The 15,399-nt window shown below is 63.2% G+C and carries 14 protein-coding genes and 2 pseudogenes; 9 read left to right on the top strand and 7 right to left on the bottom strand.

The genetic code is table 11. The features are described 5' to 3' along the window. From QTI66_RS38520 to QTI66_RS38495, 6 genes and pseudogenes are all read left to right on the top strand, one after another. Window positions 1-266, top strand: a pseudogene (locus QTI66_RS38520) (PLP-dependent aminotransferase family protein); the annotation flags it as partial. A 1,679-nt stretch (window positions 267-1,945) separates the two neighbouring features. Beyond that, complete coding sequence (locus QTI66_RS38515) at window positions 1,946-3,253, top strand: ATP citrate lyase citrate-binding domain-containing protein (protein WP_286565655.1); 1,308 nt, start codon at window positions 1,946-1,948, stop codon at window positions 3,251-3,253. A 12-nt stretch (window positions 3,254-3,265) separates the two neighbouring features. Then, a complete protein-coding gene (locus QTI66_RS38510) occupies window positions 3,266-5,992 on the top strand; it encodes a CoA-binding protein (RefSeq protein ID WP_286565654.1) in 2,727 nt (908 codons plus the stop codon). Between the two features lie 18 nt (window positions 5,993-6,010). Beyond that, window positions 6,011-7,324, top strand: coding sequence for a CitMHS family transporter (locus QTI66_RS38505; RefSeq protein ID WP_286565653.1), 1,314 nt, complete (start codon window positions 6,011-6,013; stop codon window positions 7,322-7,324). 13 nt (window positions 7,325-7,337) lie between these two features. Then, on the top strand, window positions 7,338-7,847 hold the full coding sequence (locus QTI66_RS38500) for a universal stress protein (RefSeq protein ID WP_286565652.1): 510 nt from the start codon (window positions 7,338-7,340) through the stop codon (window positions 7,845-7,847). Continuing rightward, entirely contained in the window at window positions 7,844-8,974 is a 1,131-nt protein-coding gene (locus QTI66_RS38495) for an ABC transporter substrate-binding protein (protein ID WP_286565651.1), read from the top strand. The genes QTI66_RS38500 and QTI66_RS38495 overlap by 4 nt, the downstream gene beginning before the upstream one ends. Before the next feature lie 80 nt (window positions 8,975-9,054). On the opposite strand, the gene QTI66_RS38490 is transcribed toward QTI66_RS38495, so the two are convergent. Both QTI66_RS38490 and ligD read right to left on the bottom strand, forming a co-directional pair. Beyond that, window positions 9,055-9,501, bottom strand: a complete 447-nt coding sequence (locus QTI66_RS38490; RefSeq protein ID WP_286565650.1) for a helix-turn-helix domain-containing protein — start codon at window positions 9,499-9,501, stop codon at window positions 9,055-9,057. A 254-nt stretch (window positions 9,502-9,755) separates the two neighbouring features. Further along, window positions 9,756-10,088 (bottom strand): non-homologous end-joining DNA ligase LigD, encoded by a 333-nt coding sequence (ligD, locus tag QTI66_RS39825; protein WP_353506288.1) that lies wholly within the window; start codon window positions 10,086-10,088, stop codon window positions 9,756-9,758. 145 nt (window positions 10,089-10,233) lie between these two features. On the opposite strand from ligD, the gene QTI66_RS38485 reads away from it, so the two are divergent. Next, window positions 10,234-10,458 carry a dodecin family protein gene (locus QTI66_RS38485; protein ID WP_286565649.1) on the top strand — a complete coding sequence of 75 codons (225 nt, stop codon included), beginning with the start codon at window positions 10,234-10,236 and terminating at the stop codon, window positions 10,456-10,458. Window positions 10,459-10,779: 321 nt separating this feature from the next. Here QTI66_RS38485 and QTI66_RS38480 read toward each other — a convergent pair. The 5 genes and pseudogenes from QTI66_RS38480 to QTI66_RS38460 all read right to left on the bottom strand — a co-directional run. After that, a pseudogene (locus QTI66_RS38480) lies at window positions 10,780-10,929 on the bottom strand (IS6 family transposase); the annotation flags it as partial. 207 nt (window positions 10,930-11,136) lie between these two features. Then, the gene (locus tag QTI66_RS38475; RefSeq protein WP_286565648.1) at window positions 11,137-11,361 is read right to left on the bottom strand and encodes a hypothetical protein; all 225 of its coding nucleotides are present in this window, start codon (window positions 11,359-11,361) and stop codon (window positions 11,137-11,139) included. Between the two features lie 79 nt (window positions 11,362-11,440). Continuing rightward, window positions 11,441-11,851: an Hsp20/alpha crystallin family protein gene (locus QTI66_RS38470; protein ID WP_286565647.1), complete on the bottom strand. Its 411-nt coding sequence runs from the start codon at window positions 11,849-11,851 to the stop codon at window positions 11,441-11,443. Window positions 11,852-11,880: 29 nt separating this feature from the next. Then, window positions 11,881-12,333, bottom strand: coding sequence for an Hsp20/alpha crystallin family protein (locus QTI66_RS38465; protein ID WP_286565646.1), 453 nt, complete (start codon window positions 12,331-12,333; stop codon window positions 11,881-11,883). 530 nt (window positions 12,334-12,863) lie between these two features. Further along, entirely contained in the window at window positions 12,864-13,652 is a 789-nt protein-coding gene (locus QTI66_RS38460) for an IclR family transcriptional regulator (RefSeq protein WP_286565645.1), read from the bottom strand. Between the two features lie 288 nt (window positions 13,653-13,940). Between QTI66_RS38460 and QTI66_RS38455 the strand changes: the two genes are divergently transcribed. Next, a complete protein-coding gene (locus QTI66_RS38455) occupies window positions 13,941-14,954 on the top strand; it encodes an amidohydrolase family protein (RefSeq protein ID WP_286565644.1) in 1,014 nt (337 codons plus the stop codon). Between the two features lie 49 nt (window positions 14,955-15,003). After that, window positions 15,004-15,399 (top strand): Bug family tripartite tricarboxylate transporter substrate binding protein (locus QTI66_RS38450; RefSeq protein WP_286565643.1); only part of this gene is annotated, 396 nt, incomplete at its 3' end.

Below are 15,399 nucleotides of genomic sequence, written 5' to 3'. Positions count from 1 at the left end.
GGGCCCACTTTCCCGCCGGGACGCGCATGTCGGCACCGCAGGGTGGCTATTTCCTCTGGCTCGAACTGCCCGAGGGCGTGGACACGATCAGGCTGCACGCGCTGGCGCGTGAGCGCAGCATCAGCCTGGCGCCCGGACCGCTGTTTTCCGCGGACTGGCGCGCCACCCATTGCCTGCGCCTGAACTATGGCCACGGCGGCGATCCACGCTTTGCGCCGGCGATGCAAACCGTCGGCCAACTCGCGACCGCCTTGATGCATGGGTGACGGGACGCAACTCGCGCCGCCTTCGATCACAGCCGCGTGCCCCGAGGCTACGCTTGGGGCCAAAGGAACCTCGAGATGACATTGGCCAAGTCCGGTCACGCCCGGATTGCTGTAAGCGCCGAGTGCGCTCTGGAAACGATGAACGAGACTCCGGCGGGGGACTTCAATAGAGGGAAAACGGCCGCTTGCTTGCGGGTACGGTCGTACGATCCTCATCGCGGTAGGACTGCAACGGGCCCTGCCCCCAATTGATCAGCCAAAAATGCAGCGTTCGACTGGTGCGATAGCAGGGTCGCCACAGGGCTACGGCGAGGGTACGACTGCAGTCCCTTCGGACCGGTTGCTGACACCGGGGCCCATTTCGCGCTCGGACGACAGGAAGCGGCACCACAGCGTGAGTTCAACGAGCGATCGCGAAGGACAGCAACCGCTGCCTATGCGCAGATCTCAACTATGCGCAGTCGCAAAGTGAAGGATGGCTGCAATCCTTGATCTGCACGGCGTTCGGCGGGGTGGGTCAGCCGCGACATGGACATAGTTTGTTCGTTCAGGCCCACTGGGCTCTCCACTTCAGTGGACCACCGTGGGCGTCGTCCAAAGTGCAGAGCACGTTGCGAGGTGGATCTCGCCATGAGGAAGAAGGTCTTGACAGGGCGGGAACCGCCGAGCATGAAGCGGCACCTTTTCCGAGCGCCAGATTCGCTCGTGCAGTTCATGCAGACGCTGAAACTATGCAGAGGTGGCGCAGTGGACTTTCATTCTGGGCACAGGGGCCGGCACCACCCCGCCACAGGATCTGCACATAGTTGAGATCTGCGCATAGGCAGCGTCATGCATATATCTGCATGACGCTGCGGTGCCGAAGTTCAGGTCAACCAGCCGGATTTCTGCAAAGGGCCCAGACTTCCACTTGGCTGGCCAAAATAGCGGTCGTTCGATATTGCAACGGCGAGTCGCTCGAGAGCATGCAGCCGAGCTACGACTGCATTGCCTTGTGACAGGCCGTAGATGCCGCGGTGGACTTCGCACTGGGTAGACCGGAATCCGTGGCACACCCTGAATTCGACGCGCGCCCGGGATTGGCAGCCATCGCTGCACACCTGAACTTCCGTAATGCTCGGCGCGGCGATGCCGCACACGACCCTTTAGTCATCCTATGCTGTGGCTCAATGATTGCGGACGCCACTGCCTGATCGCCCGAATCGAGCCCCTACATCGCCAAAAAACGGCGCTTGCGTGGCACGGGCTCCAGGCGGGGCCGCGCGCATCGAGGTGGCCACATAAAAGCCAACAAACGCAAGTGTCGTCAGGCTCGCGATGAGACTCCAGCTTCTGTCTTGCTTAAGCCATCCTCTAAGTGCGGAGGTCTTCGGCCTACCAAGGTCAGTCACAACCTGGAGAGCCAGCGACTGAAGTACGCCATTTCGCGAGGGCCTGCAACAACTGGCTGGCACGAGATCGAGGTCGTCGACGAGGCGGCGGCCGGGAAGTTTGCAAAGGCATATGGCAAACGCACCGGCAAATGACTAACGCGCGACACGGCCCCATGGAAAAGCGTTTGCCGCCGCCCCCGGAAATACCCTGAGTGATATGACGGCGGAACGACAGCTTCGATTTCTAGCATCAAGGTAACGGCCGCTCAAGCGGCGCCAGCTCAGCAACTACCTGGAGACCTTGATATGCAAATCACCGGAATGCTTCACGGCGCGCGCCTGCTCGAATTTGCAGGCTTTCCCACCACCGAAGTGCTTGGCCCCGCGGCCAGCGAAGAAGAGATCAAGGCCATGCTTGACAAGCACGGCCTGATCTTCATCAAACCCGTGTTCAAGGGGGGCATCGGCAAGAAGGGCAAGGCGGGCCTGCTGGGCCGCGCAACCGACCTGCAGACCGCACTTGCCGAAAAGGAGCGCCTCTACTTTGCCGAGCACCAGGTCGGCCACGTCAAGGCCAAGGCCAACGGCGTAACCTTCGAGGCCGGCGTGCCGGCCAAGCACGAGGTCTACTTCTCCATCAGCGATTCGACGCACTTCCGGGCGCCAACCATGACGCTGACGCACATGGGCGGCATGGACATCGAGGAGCTCGACAAGAGCCAGGTCGCCATGGTCCCGTTCGACCCGCTCACCGGCCTGAAGGCTTTCGTGGTCGCCAATGCCCTCACCGAGATCGGCGCGCCCAAGGAAATCATCTCCCCGTTGGTGCAACAATTGCCCAAGCTGTGGGAGTTGTTCCACAACTTCGGCATGACCACGCTGGAGCTCAACCCCATTCGCATGCGCGAGGACAAGAAGGGGCGCCTCACGCCGGTGGCGTGCGACTTCAAGTGCGGATTCGACCGCGACGATCCGCGCTGGTTGCGTCTGAAGCTGCCGCCACACCTGTTCGCGGCCGACTATTCGAACTTCGAGCAGGAGATCAACACGCTGCGCACGCACCAGGGCCAGAGCGACGTCTACGTGATCAACGACAAGGGCACGGTGCTGGCACCGACCTTCGGCGTCGGTGCCAACTCGCTGGTGACCGAAATGCTGGGCGATGCGGCCATCATCAGCTCCGACTTCGGCGGAAATCCGCCCTACGAAAAGATGAAGGAGGTGGCGCGCATCTGCTTCAAGCATTGGCTCAAGCAGGCCAACGTGCTGTTCATCATCGGCGGCAAGAGCAACAACACCGACATCTTCGAGACGCTGCGCGCGATGGCCGATGCGCTGCGCGAGCACTTCAGCGCGCATGGGCCGACGCCGCTGTACGTGGTGGTCGGCCGCGGCGGACCGAATCTGGTTCGGGGCATGGGCGCGCTGCGTGACACGTGCGATGCGCTGGGCCTGCCTTACCGCCTGTTCGGCTTCGATTCGGACATGAGCGAAGTGATCCAGTTCGCCAAGAAGGTCGACCTGTGGATGCGCGATGGCGGCCGCGAACAGGTCGCAAAACGCCTGGGTCTTGGCCCGAGCATCGAAGCCAATGCCACCGCAATCGCAGCCTGAGGAGAACACGCCATGCAAACCACATCATTCCAGCGTCAGAGCGTCGGCGGCTTCAAGTACCACGTGGGCGTGAGCTCGCTCACCCAGGTCGCCTCGCGCGATGACCGCGTCTGCGTGCTCAACATCCTGGGGGGCGAGTCGAGCGAAGTCACGCCGGTGAGCCATGTCTACTCCGGCGGCAACGTGGTCTGCGGCACGGCGCCCGGCAAGGGCGGTGCCGTGCTCGAGACCGCCATCGGCAACATCCCCGTTTACAACAACGTGCGGGAGGCGCTGGCCGCGGGCCACAGGTTCAACTGCGGCGTGGTGTACCTGCCGCCCTCGGCGGCGCGCGACGGCGTGGCCGAGTTGATCCGCGTCAACCCGGAGCTGCGCAAGATCTTCATCATCACCGAGAAGATCTCAGTGCACGACGCGCGCGAGATCCGTGCCATGGGCCAGCAAAATGGCATCGACATCTTCGGCGCCAACGGCCTCGGCGTGGCCGACTCGTGGAACCAGGTGCGCATCGGCGGCGCGCTGGGCGGCGACAAGCCAGGCGACTCGCTGCGGCCGGGCTCCATCGCCATCTTTTCCAACTCGGGCGGCTTCTCCACCACCATCGCGCAATATTTGCGCATGGCGGGCTGGGGCACCACCACGGTCATCTCCAGCGGCAAGGATGTCTACATCCACTACGCAGCGCCCGAGTTCGCCTTTGCCCTCGCCAACGATGCGCGCAGCAAGGCAGCCGTGCTGTACTGCGAGCCCGGTGGCTACTACGAGAACGACGCGACCTTCACCAAGCCCGTCGTGGCATGCGTGGTCGGGCGCTGGAAGAGCAAGCTGACGCGCGCGGTGGGCCACGCCGGCGCCATGGCCGGCGGCGATGACGACGCACTGGCCAAGGAACGCTGGTTCATGGAGAAGTTTGGCGTCGATGCGCTCTTCACGCCGGACAACCCCGTGGTATCGGCCAAGGGCGCGGTGGTGACCAACATCGCTCACATCCCTGCGGCGCTGACGGCGGTGATGCGCGCCAACGCCACCATGCCGGACTTTGCGGCCGAAGGGAACCTGGCGCTCAAGCCCTGGTTCGGATCGGACGAAGGACTCGACTTGCCCGAAGAGCTGCGCCTGCCCGTGGTCGAGGCGCTGGCGCCCTACAACGAGCAGGTTGCGCTGCTGAACACGCAAATCGGCGGCGTGGTGCCGCGCCAGACCATGAAGGACGCCTCGGGCGCCTCGCAGATGGACCCCGGGACGCAGGTCAGCAGCCTGTACGGCACCACCATGCTGAATGCCGCGACCTTGTCGCTGGAATCGAACGTGGCGCTGGCCCTGGTGCACGACGCAGGCGGGGAGAACGACCGCAAGCTGATCGCGCCGGCCGTCGCAGCCTACATCAACCTGCACGGCCAGCCCGAACTGGCGGCGGCGCAAGCCAGCCGCGAGGCCGGCAACGCACCCAATGCGGTGCTGGCGACAGCGGCGGGCATCGTCGGACCCAAGCGGCAGGAAGCGGCGCGTGCGGCACTCAAGTTCATGATCGAGCGCTTCCACGCGGCCGGGCTGGGCATGGAGTTCGGCGCATCCCTGAGCGAAGACTTCGATGTCGCCAAGGTCGATGCCGGCGGCCAGGCGGGCCTGACCACCGACACGCCGGACGACCGCGCGCAAGCCTTGATCGGCGGCGTCGAAGCGCGTGGCGGCCGCTCCGTGTTCCTGCGCTGGCTCAAGAGCCTGCCCGGACATCCGACCGAAGCAGCCGCACTGGCCGCGATCTCGGCCACGCTGGCCTGGGGACCCTTGTCGCGCAAGCGCATCTCGCGTGCCACGGCCGAGAGCTTCCCATGGTGGCTGCAGCTGTTCGGCACGTTGGTCGGCGCGTCGGCCGACGCGAGCAAACACGAGGCGGGTCGCTTCTGCGGCATCGAGCAGCAGCAGTTGCTCGGGCACCTGAGCCTGGGCGAAATCGCTTTCGCCGCCCTGCTCGGGCACACGCCCGGCGATGACGACCTGTTCGCCTTCCAGACGCTCGTTGGCCTGCTCCTGACCAACGGTCCCGGCGCGATCTCTGCGCAGGGTGCCAAGGGCGCAGTCTCGGCCGACGGACCGGAGCAGCCCGATCGTGTGCAGCTCAACAAGGCGCTGATCGGCTTCCTCACGCACACCGGCTATGCGCATGGCGGCAACGGCTACGAGGGCATTGCCTACCTTGTCGACCAGTTCAAGGGCAGCGGACTGAAGGATCCGGGCAGCACCGATCACGGCATCGACCTGCAGGCGCTGGCAGTGAAGGCGGTGGAACAGTACGCGCAGTACAAGACGCAGAAGAAGACGCTCGGCAGCCTCGACATCGCCAAGCTGCCGGGCGTCAACCATCCGGTGTTCAAGGACAAGCCCATCAACCACGATCCGCGCGAGGTGTTCATCGCCCAGCTGTTCGAGCAGCGGGGAGAGACCAACGTGTTCCACCAGTTCTACCGCGCGCTGGTGCAGCAGCTGTACGAGGCCGGTGTATCGCGCAATGTCTACTGCGTGAACATCGATGCGGTGATCGCCGCGTTGCTGCTCAAGATGCTGTGGAAGCCCTTGCAGGCCGGCAAGATCGGCGAGCGCGAGCTGGAGACGGCGGCCTTCACCATCTTCCTCTACCCGCGTATGCTGGGCTGCGCCGCCGAGATCGATGATCACCTGAACCGCGGCCGCAACATGGACACGCGCACGGTGGCATCCAGCTGCAAGTTCGTGGCCTGACAAGTCTGGAGCCCCTCGATGCTGACCGCTCTTGCCTATCTGATGATCATCGTATTCATGGCGCTGATCATGACCAAGCGCCTGTCCGCAATGGTCGCACTGATCCTGGTGCCCATTGTCTTCGGCTTGCTCGGGGGATTTGGACTGGGCCTGGGGCCCATGATGCTGGACGGCATCAAGAAGCTCGCGCCGACGGGCGTCATGCTGATGTTCGCCATCCTCTACTTCGGCGTGATGATCGACGCCGGGCTGTTCGATCCAGCGGTGCGCGCGATTCTCAAGCTGGTGGGCGGGGACCCGATGAAGATCGTCGTCGGCACCTTCGTCCTTGCAGTGTTCGTCTCGCTGGACGGGGATGGCTCGACCACTTACATGATCACCTGTGCGGCGATGCTCCCGCTGTACAAACGCCTTGGCATCAGCCGGTTGGTGCTGGCGTGCGTGATCATGATGGCGGGCGGGCTCATGAACATCCTGCCCTGGGGCGGCCCCACGGCTCGGGCCGCGAGCGCGCTGGGTGTGGACGTGGGACTGATCTTCGTGCCGATGATCCTGCCGATGGTCGTCACCGGACTGTGGGGGGTTTTCGTCGCATACGTTCTCGGACGGCGCGAACGCACCCGGCTGGGGAGCATTGCGCTGTCGGGGGCCACGCCGGACGAGCCGTTGCCCGAGGTGACTGCCGGCGACCCGAGCATCGCCAGACCCAAGCTGCTCTGGGTCAATTTCCTGCTGACTGTCGCGCTGATGGTGCTGCTGATTCTCGGAACCTTCCCGTTGCAGGTGTTGTTCATGGTCGCATCGTCGATCGCACTCATGATCAACTACCCCAGCCTTCAGGACCAGAAGGAGCGGCTGACGGCGCATGCCGCCAATATCGTGCCGGTGGTGTCGCTGATCTTCGCAGCGGGCATCTTCGTGGGCATCCTCTCGGGCACCAAGATGGTCGATGCGATCGCCGCCAGCGTCATCAGCGCCGTGCCTGACTGGATGGGCCCCTACCTGGCCATCGTGACGGCTGTCCTGAGTGTCCCGTTCACTTTCTTCATCTCCAACGACGCGTTCTACTTCGGCATCCTGCCCATCCTGGCCAAGGCCGCTGCGGTCTACGGCATCGGCGCCGTCGAGATCGGGCGCGCGTCCTTGATCGGCCAACAGGTGCACCTGCTAAGTCCGCTGGTGGCTTCGACCTATCTTCTCGTCGGGCTGGCGGAGGTCGAGTTCGGCGACCATCAGCGATACACCCTGCTGTGGGCGCTTTCGGCGGCCCTGGTGATGCTGGTGGCGACCATCGTCCTGGGCGTCGTTCCGATCATGGGTCATGTTCGATAGCCGGAGATCCGCCATGAGCAACGACATCAAGACCATTCTCTACGCAGGCGACGTCAGCGACGACTGCGAACGGGTTCTGGCCTACGCCATCGACATGGCGAACCGGCTGGGCGCCAGGCTGCAGGTGCTCACCGTCATACCGGATCAACGCGAGAAGTCGCTGATTGAAGTCGATTCGCACGTGCCCCAGCAAATGCTCGACCAGTATCACGATGCGCGCGCCCTGCGGGTCAGGCAGCACATTGAGGCGCAGGTGGCGGCCTTCTATGCGGTGCGCGCCGACAAGACGCCCCAACGACCCATTGCCGAAATCACCGTGCACGAGGGAGACGACGTCGCCGAGTTGATCCTTGAAGAAGCACGCATGGGATCGGCCGACCTGATCCTGATGGCCTCGCGCGGGGAGGGGCTCTTGATGGGTCTTCTGTTCGGCTCGGTTGTCAACGAGGTGACCCGAAAGAGCCACGTTCCCCTGCTTCTGGTTCCGATCCGCGAAGAACGGGAACCCGGAGCGCAGCCATGAAGCGCCTGATAGGACTGTGGCTTGCGCTGCTGGCCTCGCTGAGCTTGGCGCAGGAGTCGGAAGAGCTCATGGGCTACGCGCCAAGAGCTCAGGTGCCGCCGGGCTACCCGGCAACGTATGCCGCGACGGTCAGGGCTGCCGAAGACGAAGGCAGGCTGTTGGTCTACGCCACCACCGACACGGCCATCGCCCGACCGTTGATCGACGATTTCAAGGCGATGTATCCGCGCATCAACGTCGAGTACGAAGACCTGACGAGCACCGAACTGCACTATCGCTTCGTCGCCGAGACCCAGCTGGGCGGCGGCTCGGCCGATGTGGTCTGGAGTTCCTCGATGGACTTGCAATCGAGCCTTGTCAGCAATGGCTATGCGCAGACCTACGAGTCGCCCGAGAGCGCGGGCCTGCCCGCGTGGGCGAAGTGGAAAGGCCAGGCGTGGGCAACGACCTTCGAGCCGATCGCGATCGTTTACAACAAGACATTGCTACCTGCATCCGACGTACCGCGCACGCATGCCGACCTGGCAAAGCTGTTGAATGGATCGGCCGAGCGCTTCAAGGGCAAGGTCATGACGTACGACATCGAAAAGTCTGGCCTCGGATTTTTCCTGGCAACGCAGGATGTGGGCGTCTCACCCGTGTTCTGGGACATCGCCCAGGGGTTCGGCAAGGTCGACGTGCGCTTCGCCGCAACAACCGACGCCATGCTCAGGCAAGTCGCTTCAGGCAAGGCGACGATCGCCTACAACGTGCTCGGCTCCTATGCCGTGGCACAGGCGCGCAAGGACGCGAACATCGGATACGTTTTTCCTTCGGACTACACGCTTGTGATGTCGCGCTTGCAACTCATCAGCAAGAAAGCCGCGAATCCGAATGCCGCTCGACTGTGGGTCGACTACATCCTCTCGCAGCGCGGTCAGGCCGTGATCGCCAATCAGGCAGGCCTTTATTCCGTGCGCGCAGATGTAAACGGCGAAACGACTGCCGCGCGCTTGACGCAGACGCTGGGCACCAGTCTTCGCGCCATTGCGGTGGGACCCAGCCTCATCGGATACCTCAACAATCAGAACTACCGTGACTTCATCGTCCAGTGGCGCAGGGCGACCGAGAATGCAGCCGGCAAATGACGGCGGGACGATTCGCATGCGCAGCTTCTGCACACCGCCCGCAAGACCAATTGAGTTTTACTCGCGCCACGGCGCCAAGCTCAATCGGAAGCGGCGGATTCAAGGCGTTCAAGCAAGGCTGTATGGCTCAACTCTTTGACGACGGCCAACTGTTGAATCTGGTTTGCGTTGGGTCTGGACCTTCCTTGCTCCCAGTTGTAGATGGTTTGCCCACTGAGACCGACCAACTTGCCATAGAGCGCCGCGGACAAGCCCAGCTTGCTGCGGTGTGCCGCGAGTCGGCTCGCGCTGAACCGGCGCGCAATCACCGTGTCGCCGGAACGCTGAGCTGTGGCGGGCCGCTCCCGCGGTTCGGGTTTGGCCGCCCGCCGCAGTTCCTTGCGCAGCGCCTCGACCTCGCGGCGCAATGCGGCAATCAAAGCGCGATACTGGGCGTTGGCTTTCTTGACCGCCACCATCTCGGAGCGCACTTCTTTGCGAGCAACGCGGACAATCTCGGCCTTGAGGATGGATGCAATGTTGGGCATGGGTTGATTGTGACGGACAGGTGACAGGAGTCGAACCGTTGCCGGCCACCGAATTGAATGCTTTCCGGGGAGGTGCCGGAGGAAGTGAATCCCACATCATCGACACGTGCGACCGTATCCATTGCTCAGTGCCGCGCAATCAAGGTCAACGCGCCACCCCGCTGGCTTTCGCCGCCATCCTCATCGCTTGAAGCCCAGCACCCGCATGGGCTTTACCAACGACTGCTTCGTCGTCCAGTAGTCCGCCCAAGGGGTCAGCCTTCTGGAAAGACAGATGCTCGCGCGCCTGTCCACCGGGCACCGCTCTGGAGGTCCTTGAGGTCGTCCCACGCGACGGGCACGGAGACACCAACTCCTGGCCGTGCGCGCGCAGAAAATGCGGCAGCGGTTGTGGCGCCGTGCCCGTTGCGCAGGTAGTCCACGAAGAGCTTTCCCACACGATTCGCAGGACCGCTTTTGGCAACGAACCGCGACGGGATGGTCTTGGCGCGGTGCTGGACGATGGCATGCGTCTCTCTCGGTCTCGATGGGGATCGTCGTGTCCGGAATCGGCAACAAGCTCGTGATCGCCGCTGATACGTCGACATCAAATGTCCCGGCCCAAATGGGCTGTCATAGCCGCCGAGTTGCACCGCACTTCAGGGCGCCCACTGCGCGACCAGACGCCTATGATGACTTTCCCGAGGCACGAGGAACGGGTCCTACGCCTCTCAACCAGAAGGAGTGAGACAGATGGCCAAGAACAAGACTGAAACCGGCGTTTATCGCGTTACGGAGATCATTGGCACCAGTCCGGTTTCCTGGGAAGACGCCGCCAAAAGCGCCGTCGAGACCGCAGCCAAGTCGCTGCGCGATCTGCGTGTCGCCGAAGTTTGCAAGCTCGACATGAAGATCGAGGGCGGTAAGGTCGTCGCCTATCGCGCGAAGGTTTCCCTGTCCTTCAAGTACGAAGGCTGATCGTCCGGGAGATGGGCGCAGCACCCGGCTTCTGACTTTGCCGACTGCCTGATGAGTTCGCGGTCTATCCACCGGGGCCGATCGAGGTTCATGACATTCGACGCCGGGGCGGCCAAATTGCCAGGGTGCGAATTGCTGACATAGGCGACTACGCTTTGTGGGCGACGAGCTCCCGACTATAAAACTCGGCCGCGATGACCAAGATGGCGACATCCCAAGTGAGTGAGCCCGTTGCAGGGCTTCGGTGCGTGCATTGCTGAGCCCCAGCCCAGCGTGCACGCCGTACCTGGACGGCGACACTGATCTTGGCCGGTCGCACCTACGCATGATCGTCGTATGGGCCAGTGCAAGGCCGCGTTCGGCCATCATTTCCACCAAGTCGCGCAGGCTGAGCTTGAATCGCAGGTACCAGCGAACGCACAGAACGATGATCTCGCACTCAAAGTGCCGCCCTTTGAACAGTTCGTCCATGCTTTGAACCTTCTTCGCCATCGACCTGCCCGTAGTTCACAAAGCGGGTAGCCTCCCCCCGGGCACGGTTTGCCGGATGCGAACATCGGGTACGTTTTCCCCTCGGACTACACGCTTGTCATGTCGCGCTTTAACAGTCGCAGCAATATGAGTATCGCGAACGCAGAATGGCAAGACACGCAGCCAGGCGAGGCACCGACTCGTTCGTCAGTTGATTTTCCAAAGCGTTTCGCGCCCCTTTTGCGTGACCGCATACACTTCGGCTTCTCGTCCGGAAACCCTCGCAATCGGCGCATCGCCGGTTTCTCGCGGAATGAATGCGATGACCAAGCCGGCGGCGCGGAGAATTCGCACCTTTTCGATGTCTTCGGGCAACCTGAAATACATCGGCATGGGCGACGACGCAATGTGCTTCAGCAGATCGATGGCCATGGTCTCCAGACTCCTCCAGGAAGATCTGTGCGGATCGACGTTCGCGCGCACCGGGCGGCATGCGCCGCCCGGCCGCCCCTCAAGCCGCCTTGACGGCAATGCGACGCGGCTTCGCGTGCTCGGCCTTCGGAATGCTCAGGCGCAGCACCCCGTTCGTCAGCTCTGCCGCGACCTTGTCGGAATCAAGGTCCTGGCTGAGCGTGAAGCTCCTGTGAAACCGTCCGAGCCCCACTTCCGTATGGCTTGACTGCAAGGCTTCGGGCAGGGGGAGATCGATCTCGGCATCGATGGTGAGCGTGCCCGCCTCCACCTGAAGCTGCAGCTTCTCACGCGAGACCCCCGGCAAATCCGCATAGAGCGTGATGCCGCTGGAATCCTCGACGACGTCGACCGGTGGCATCAATGCCGCATCGCCGTAGCGCGTGGCGCCCTCCTGCTGCGCTGGCGTGCCCCTTGATGAGGCGTCCCGGGGATTGCGAAGTTCGTTCATCTTGCACTCCTTTCAGTGGCTTCGTGGCTTCATTGAATGGCGATGCGCCGGGGCTGGGCCGAGGCGCGGCGCTGGACCGTGATCTGAACGACACCATTGCGATACTTCGCATTGACCGCTTCCGGATCGGCGTCATCGGGCAAGGTGATGACGCGGCAAAACTGGCCAGCGAATCGCTCGTTGATGTGCACGGCCGCCTGGCTTTCGCGCTCGGAGCGCCGGGTCTCGGGCAGGCTCGATGCGCGCGTGCCGGCGATCGTCAGAAGGCCGCGGTCGAGGGTGATGTCCAAGGAGTCAGGATCCAGGCCCGGCGCAAAGGCGTAGACCTCCACCGTCTGGGGCGTGCCCCCGACATTCAGTGCGGGAAAACCACCTCGCCCAAAGCCCCGGATGGTGGGCGACAGATCCAGTGCCTGCTGCATCTCGCGTTGCAGGCGATCCATCTCGGCGAACATGTCGCGCGGGAACAAAGATCGATACATGGCGAATACCTCCATTCAGGTTGAACAGAGCGCCGGAGGCGTCCTTCCAGCGCTTCCGGTAGGCAAGCTAGAGCCGGTTCAAGACATTTCAAGACAGGAACTTCTTTGAAAAAAGCAATGAATCCTGACGAAGCGATCGGCGACTTCGGGACCCTTCAGGGCCGAAGGCTGGTCTGTCAGCGCCGGCGCGGTTCGAGTTTGCGGTTCGAATCTCCCGGTCAAGACTGGGTGCGGCTGTTCGAACCTCTAAAGTGAACGACGGCAGCGTCTTTTAAAGCGGACTTCACCACCTTGCCCGATCTTCGACTGCTGTATCCCGGAACTTGCCTCCGGTCGCAGGACCCATGCAGCGGCCATCGAATTCGCGCTGAACGGCCGGTTCGACGCAGCGCGAAATGGCGTTCGGGGCCCATTGACGCCCTTCGGCTAGCCGCGCTGAAAGTCCGCTGAGCGACAACAACGGACCACCCTGCTCAGCGCAAAGTGATCGCGTTGGAATGCCGATGAGCCTCGTTCCCTGACCCGGGTTTCTAGCTTTCGGGGTGCGTACGGAATTGCTCGATCGAAAGGCGCTCCAGGCTCTGCGCAAACCTTGAAGCGTTGCCCCCCAAGGTCTGCGTTGCCTCACGCGCAGCCTCGAGCACCTGGCGACACGCGGCGTACATCGCGTCTGGCGGCGTGAGCCGCACTCTGGGCGCGGACAAGGCCAACGACCCGCTCAACTCCCCCGTCACGCCAAAGACCGGAGCGGCCACGGACGCCGTTTCAGGGTCGCGCTCGCCGTACGACGCGGCCCAATGGTTCTCCCGGATGCCGCTGTACTCGGGGGCAACCGGCGGCGTGAACGCAAGCAATATCTTCCCTGACGCGCCCTGTTCGATGGGGTATTCCTGACCGACCCTCACGGAGGCGCGCACGGAGCGCGAAGGCTCCACGCGGAAGAGCGCTATGCGCATCCGGTTCTGTCGCACGTAGAAGGATGCGGTCTCCCCGCTGGCTGCGCTCAGCTGCTTCAGGAGCGGCTCGATGACGTCGCCGACCTGGAACGAGCGCTGGTAGATCGCGGCCAACCTGAGCGGCTGCGGACCGACGGTGTACTGCCCGTCCGGCAATTTGCGGATGTAGCCCCCGTGCTCGAGCGCCGCGAGCAGTCGCAAGACCGTGCTCTTGTACAGGCCCGTACGGATGGACAGCTCTGTCAGCGTCAAACGCTCATCCGTTGGGCCGAACGCCGCAAGCAATGCAAATGCCCTGTCGAGAACGGCGACACCGCTGGATTCGGCTGCGGCGGTACTGGCGGGTTCGTTGGGCTCGGTCATCGAAAGGCATCGTGGGTAAGGCAAGGAAACCGCAGTTTGACACGCGCCCTGCGAGCCGCGCCTTTCGGTCATGTCCTCAGGGGGTAGCCCGGGTTTACCCGGTACGCAGTTTTGAATTGCGCCTTTATAGTTCTATTCAACAGATCTTGATTCTATCGGATAGAACTTAAAGAGAATGCCTCAGAAGTTGGAGACACAGATGTGCAACAAGCCAGTTGATTTCACGGAAGCCAGGGCCGTCCCCCTGAACTGGCGACCTTCGATCGCCACCCCGTTGAAGGCCGCTCGATGAGCGCCGGCAACTACCTGCCTGTCAGGGAGGACTGGCTCGCCCTCCACAAGGAGGAAGTCCTCGAACCTGCGCTGCCCATCGTCGACGCCCATCACCACTTCTACGACCGCCCCGGCTGGACCTACCGGGCCGACGACTACATGGCCGATGCATGCTCGGGGCACAACGTTCGGGCCTCGGTCTACATGCAGGCGCTGACACGGTATCGCGCTGAAGGCCCGGAAGCGCTGAGGCCGGTCGGGGAGACCGACTACGTCGTCGCCGCAACCCATGCCAACGCGGGTGAACTTCCGCAAGTGGCCCGGGGCATCGTCGGCTACGCCAACCTGCGGCTCGGCGCGGCGGTGCGTGAGGTGCTGGAGGCCCATCTGCATGCCGGAGCGGGCCGCTTCCGCGGCGTCCGGCACCTGACGACCTGGGACGCGCACCCTTCGCTGGTCAACCCGCTGACCGCCGCGCCACGCGGCTTGCTGCTGGATCGCATCTACCGCCAGGGCGTAGCGCAGTTGGCCCCGCTCGGCCTGTCGTACGACGCGTGGCTGTTCTTCCCGCAACTGCCGGAACTGCTCGACCTTGCCAAGGCTTTCCCGGAGACGACCGTGATCGTCAATCACTGCGGCGGCATCGTGAGGATCGGCGCGTATGCGGACCGGCATCCGGAGTTGTTCTCGACCTGGTCGGCGTCGATGCGCGAGATAGCCCGCTTGCCGAACGTGCACGTCAAGCTCGGCGGCCTGGGAATGCGCATCAACGGCTTCGACTTCGAAAAGGGCCAGACGCCGCCGAGTTCCAGGCACCTGGCGGACACGTGGAAGCCCTGGATCGAAACCTGTATCGAAGCCTTCGGTGCGAAGCGCTGCATGTTCGAAAGCAATTTCCCCGTCGACAAGGGTTCCTGCAGCTACGCCACCTGCTGGAACGCTTTCAAGCGCCTGACGACGAACGCCACCGCCGCCGAGCGGCAGGCGCTTTTCGAAGGCACCGCCACCCGTGCCTACCGGCTCACCTGATTCCCCCATTTCCCCCATTTCCCCCGTTCAGATTCACCAGGACATCCCCATGAAATTCCAGAGCAAGCTTTACCGCACTGTCGCCCTCCTGGGTGTCGCCCTTTCGGCCACAACCGGCTGGGCACAACCGGCCTATCCATCCCAGCCGATCAAATTGGTCGTCCCGTTTCCGCCCGCCGGAGGCACGGATGTGCTGAGCCGCGTGGTGGCGAACGAAGTGACGCAGAAGGACAAGTGGACCTTCATCGTCGACAACAAGCCGGGGGCCGGTGGAAACATCGGCCTCGATGCCGTTGCCAAGGCCAAGAAGGATGGCTACACCCTTGGAACGGGACAGACCGCCAACCTCGCGATCAACCCGGCGCTCTACTCGAAAGTCCCCTTCGATCCGCTCAAGGACTTCGCGCCGGTCGTCCTGCTCGCGTCGCAGCCCCTGGTGCTCGTG

The sequence above is a fragment of the Variovorax brevis genome, assembly GCF_030317105.1.
Classification (GTDB): Bacteria; Pseudomonadota; Gammaproteobacteria; order Burkholderiales; family Burkholderiaceae_C; genus Variovorax; species Variovorax brevis.
This window is presented reverse-complemented; position numbering and strand designations above follow the sequence as displayed.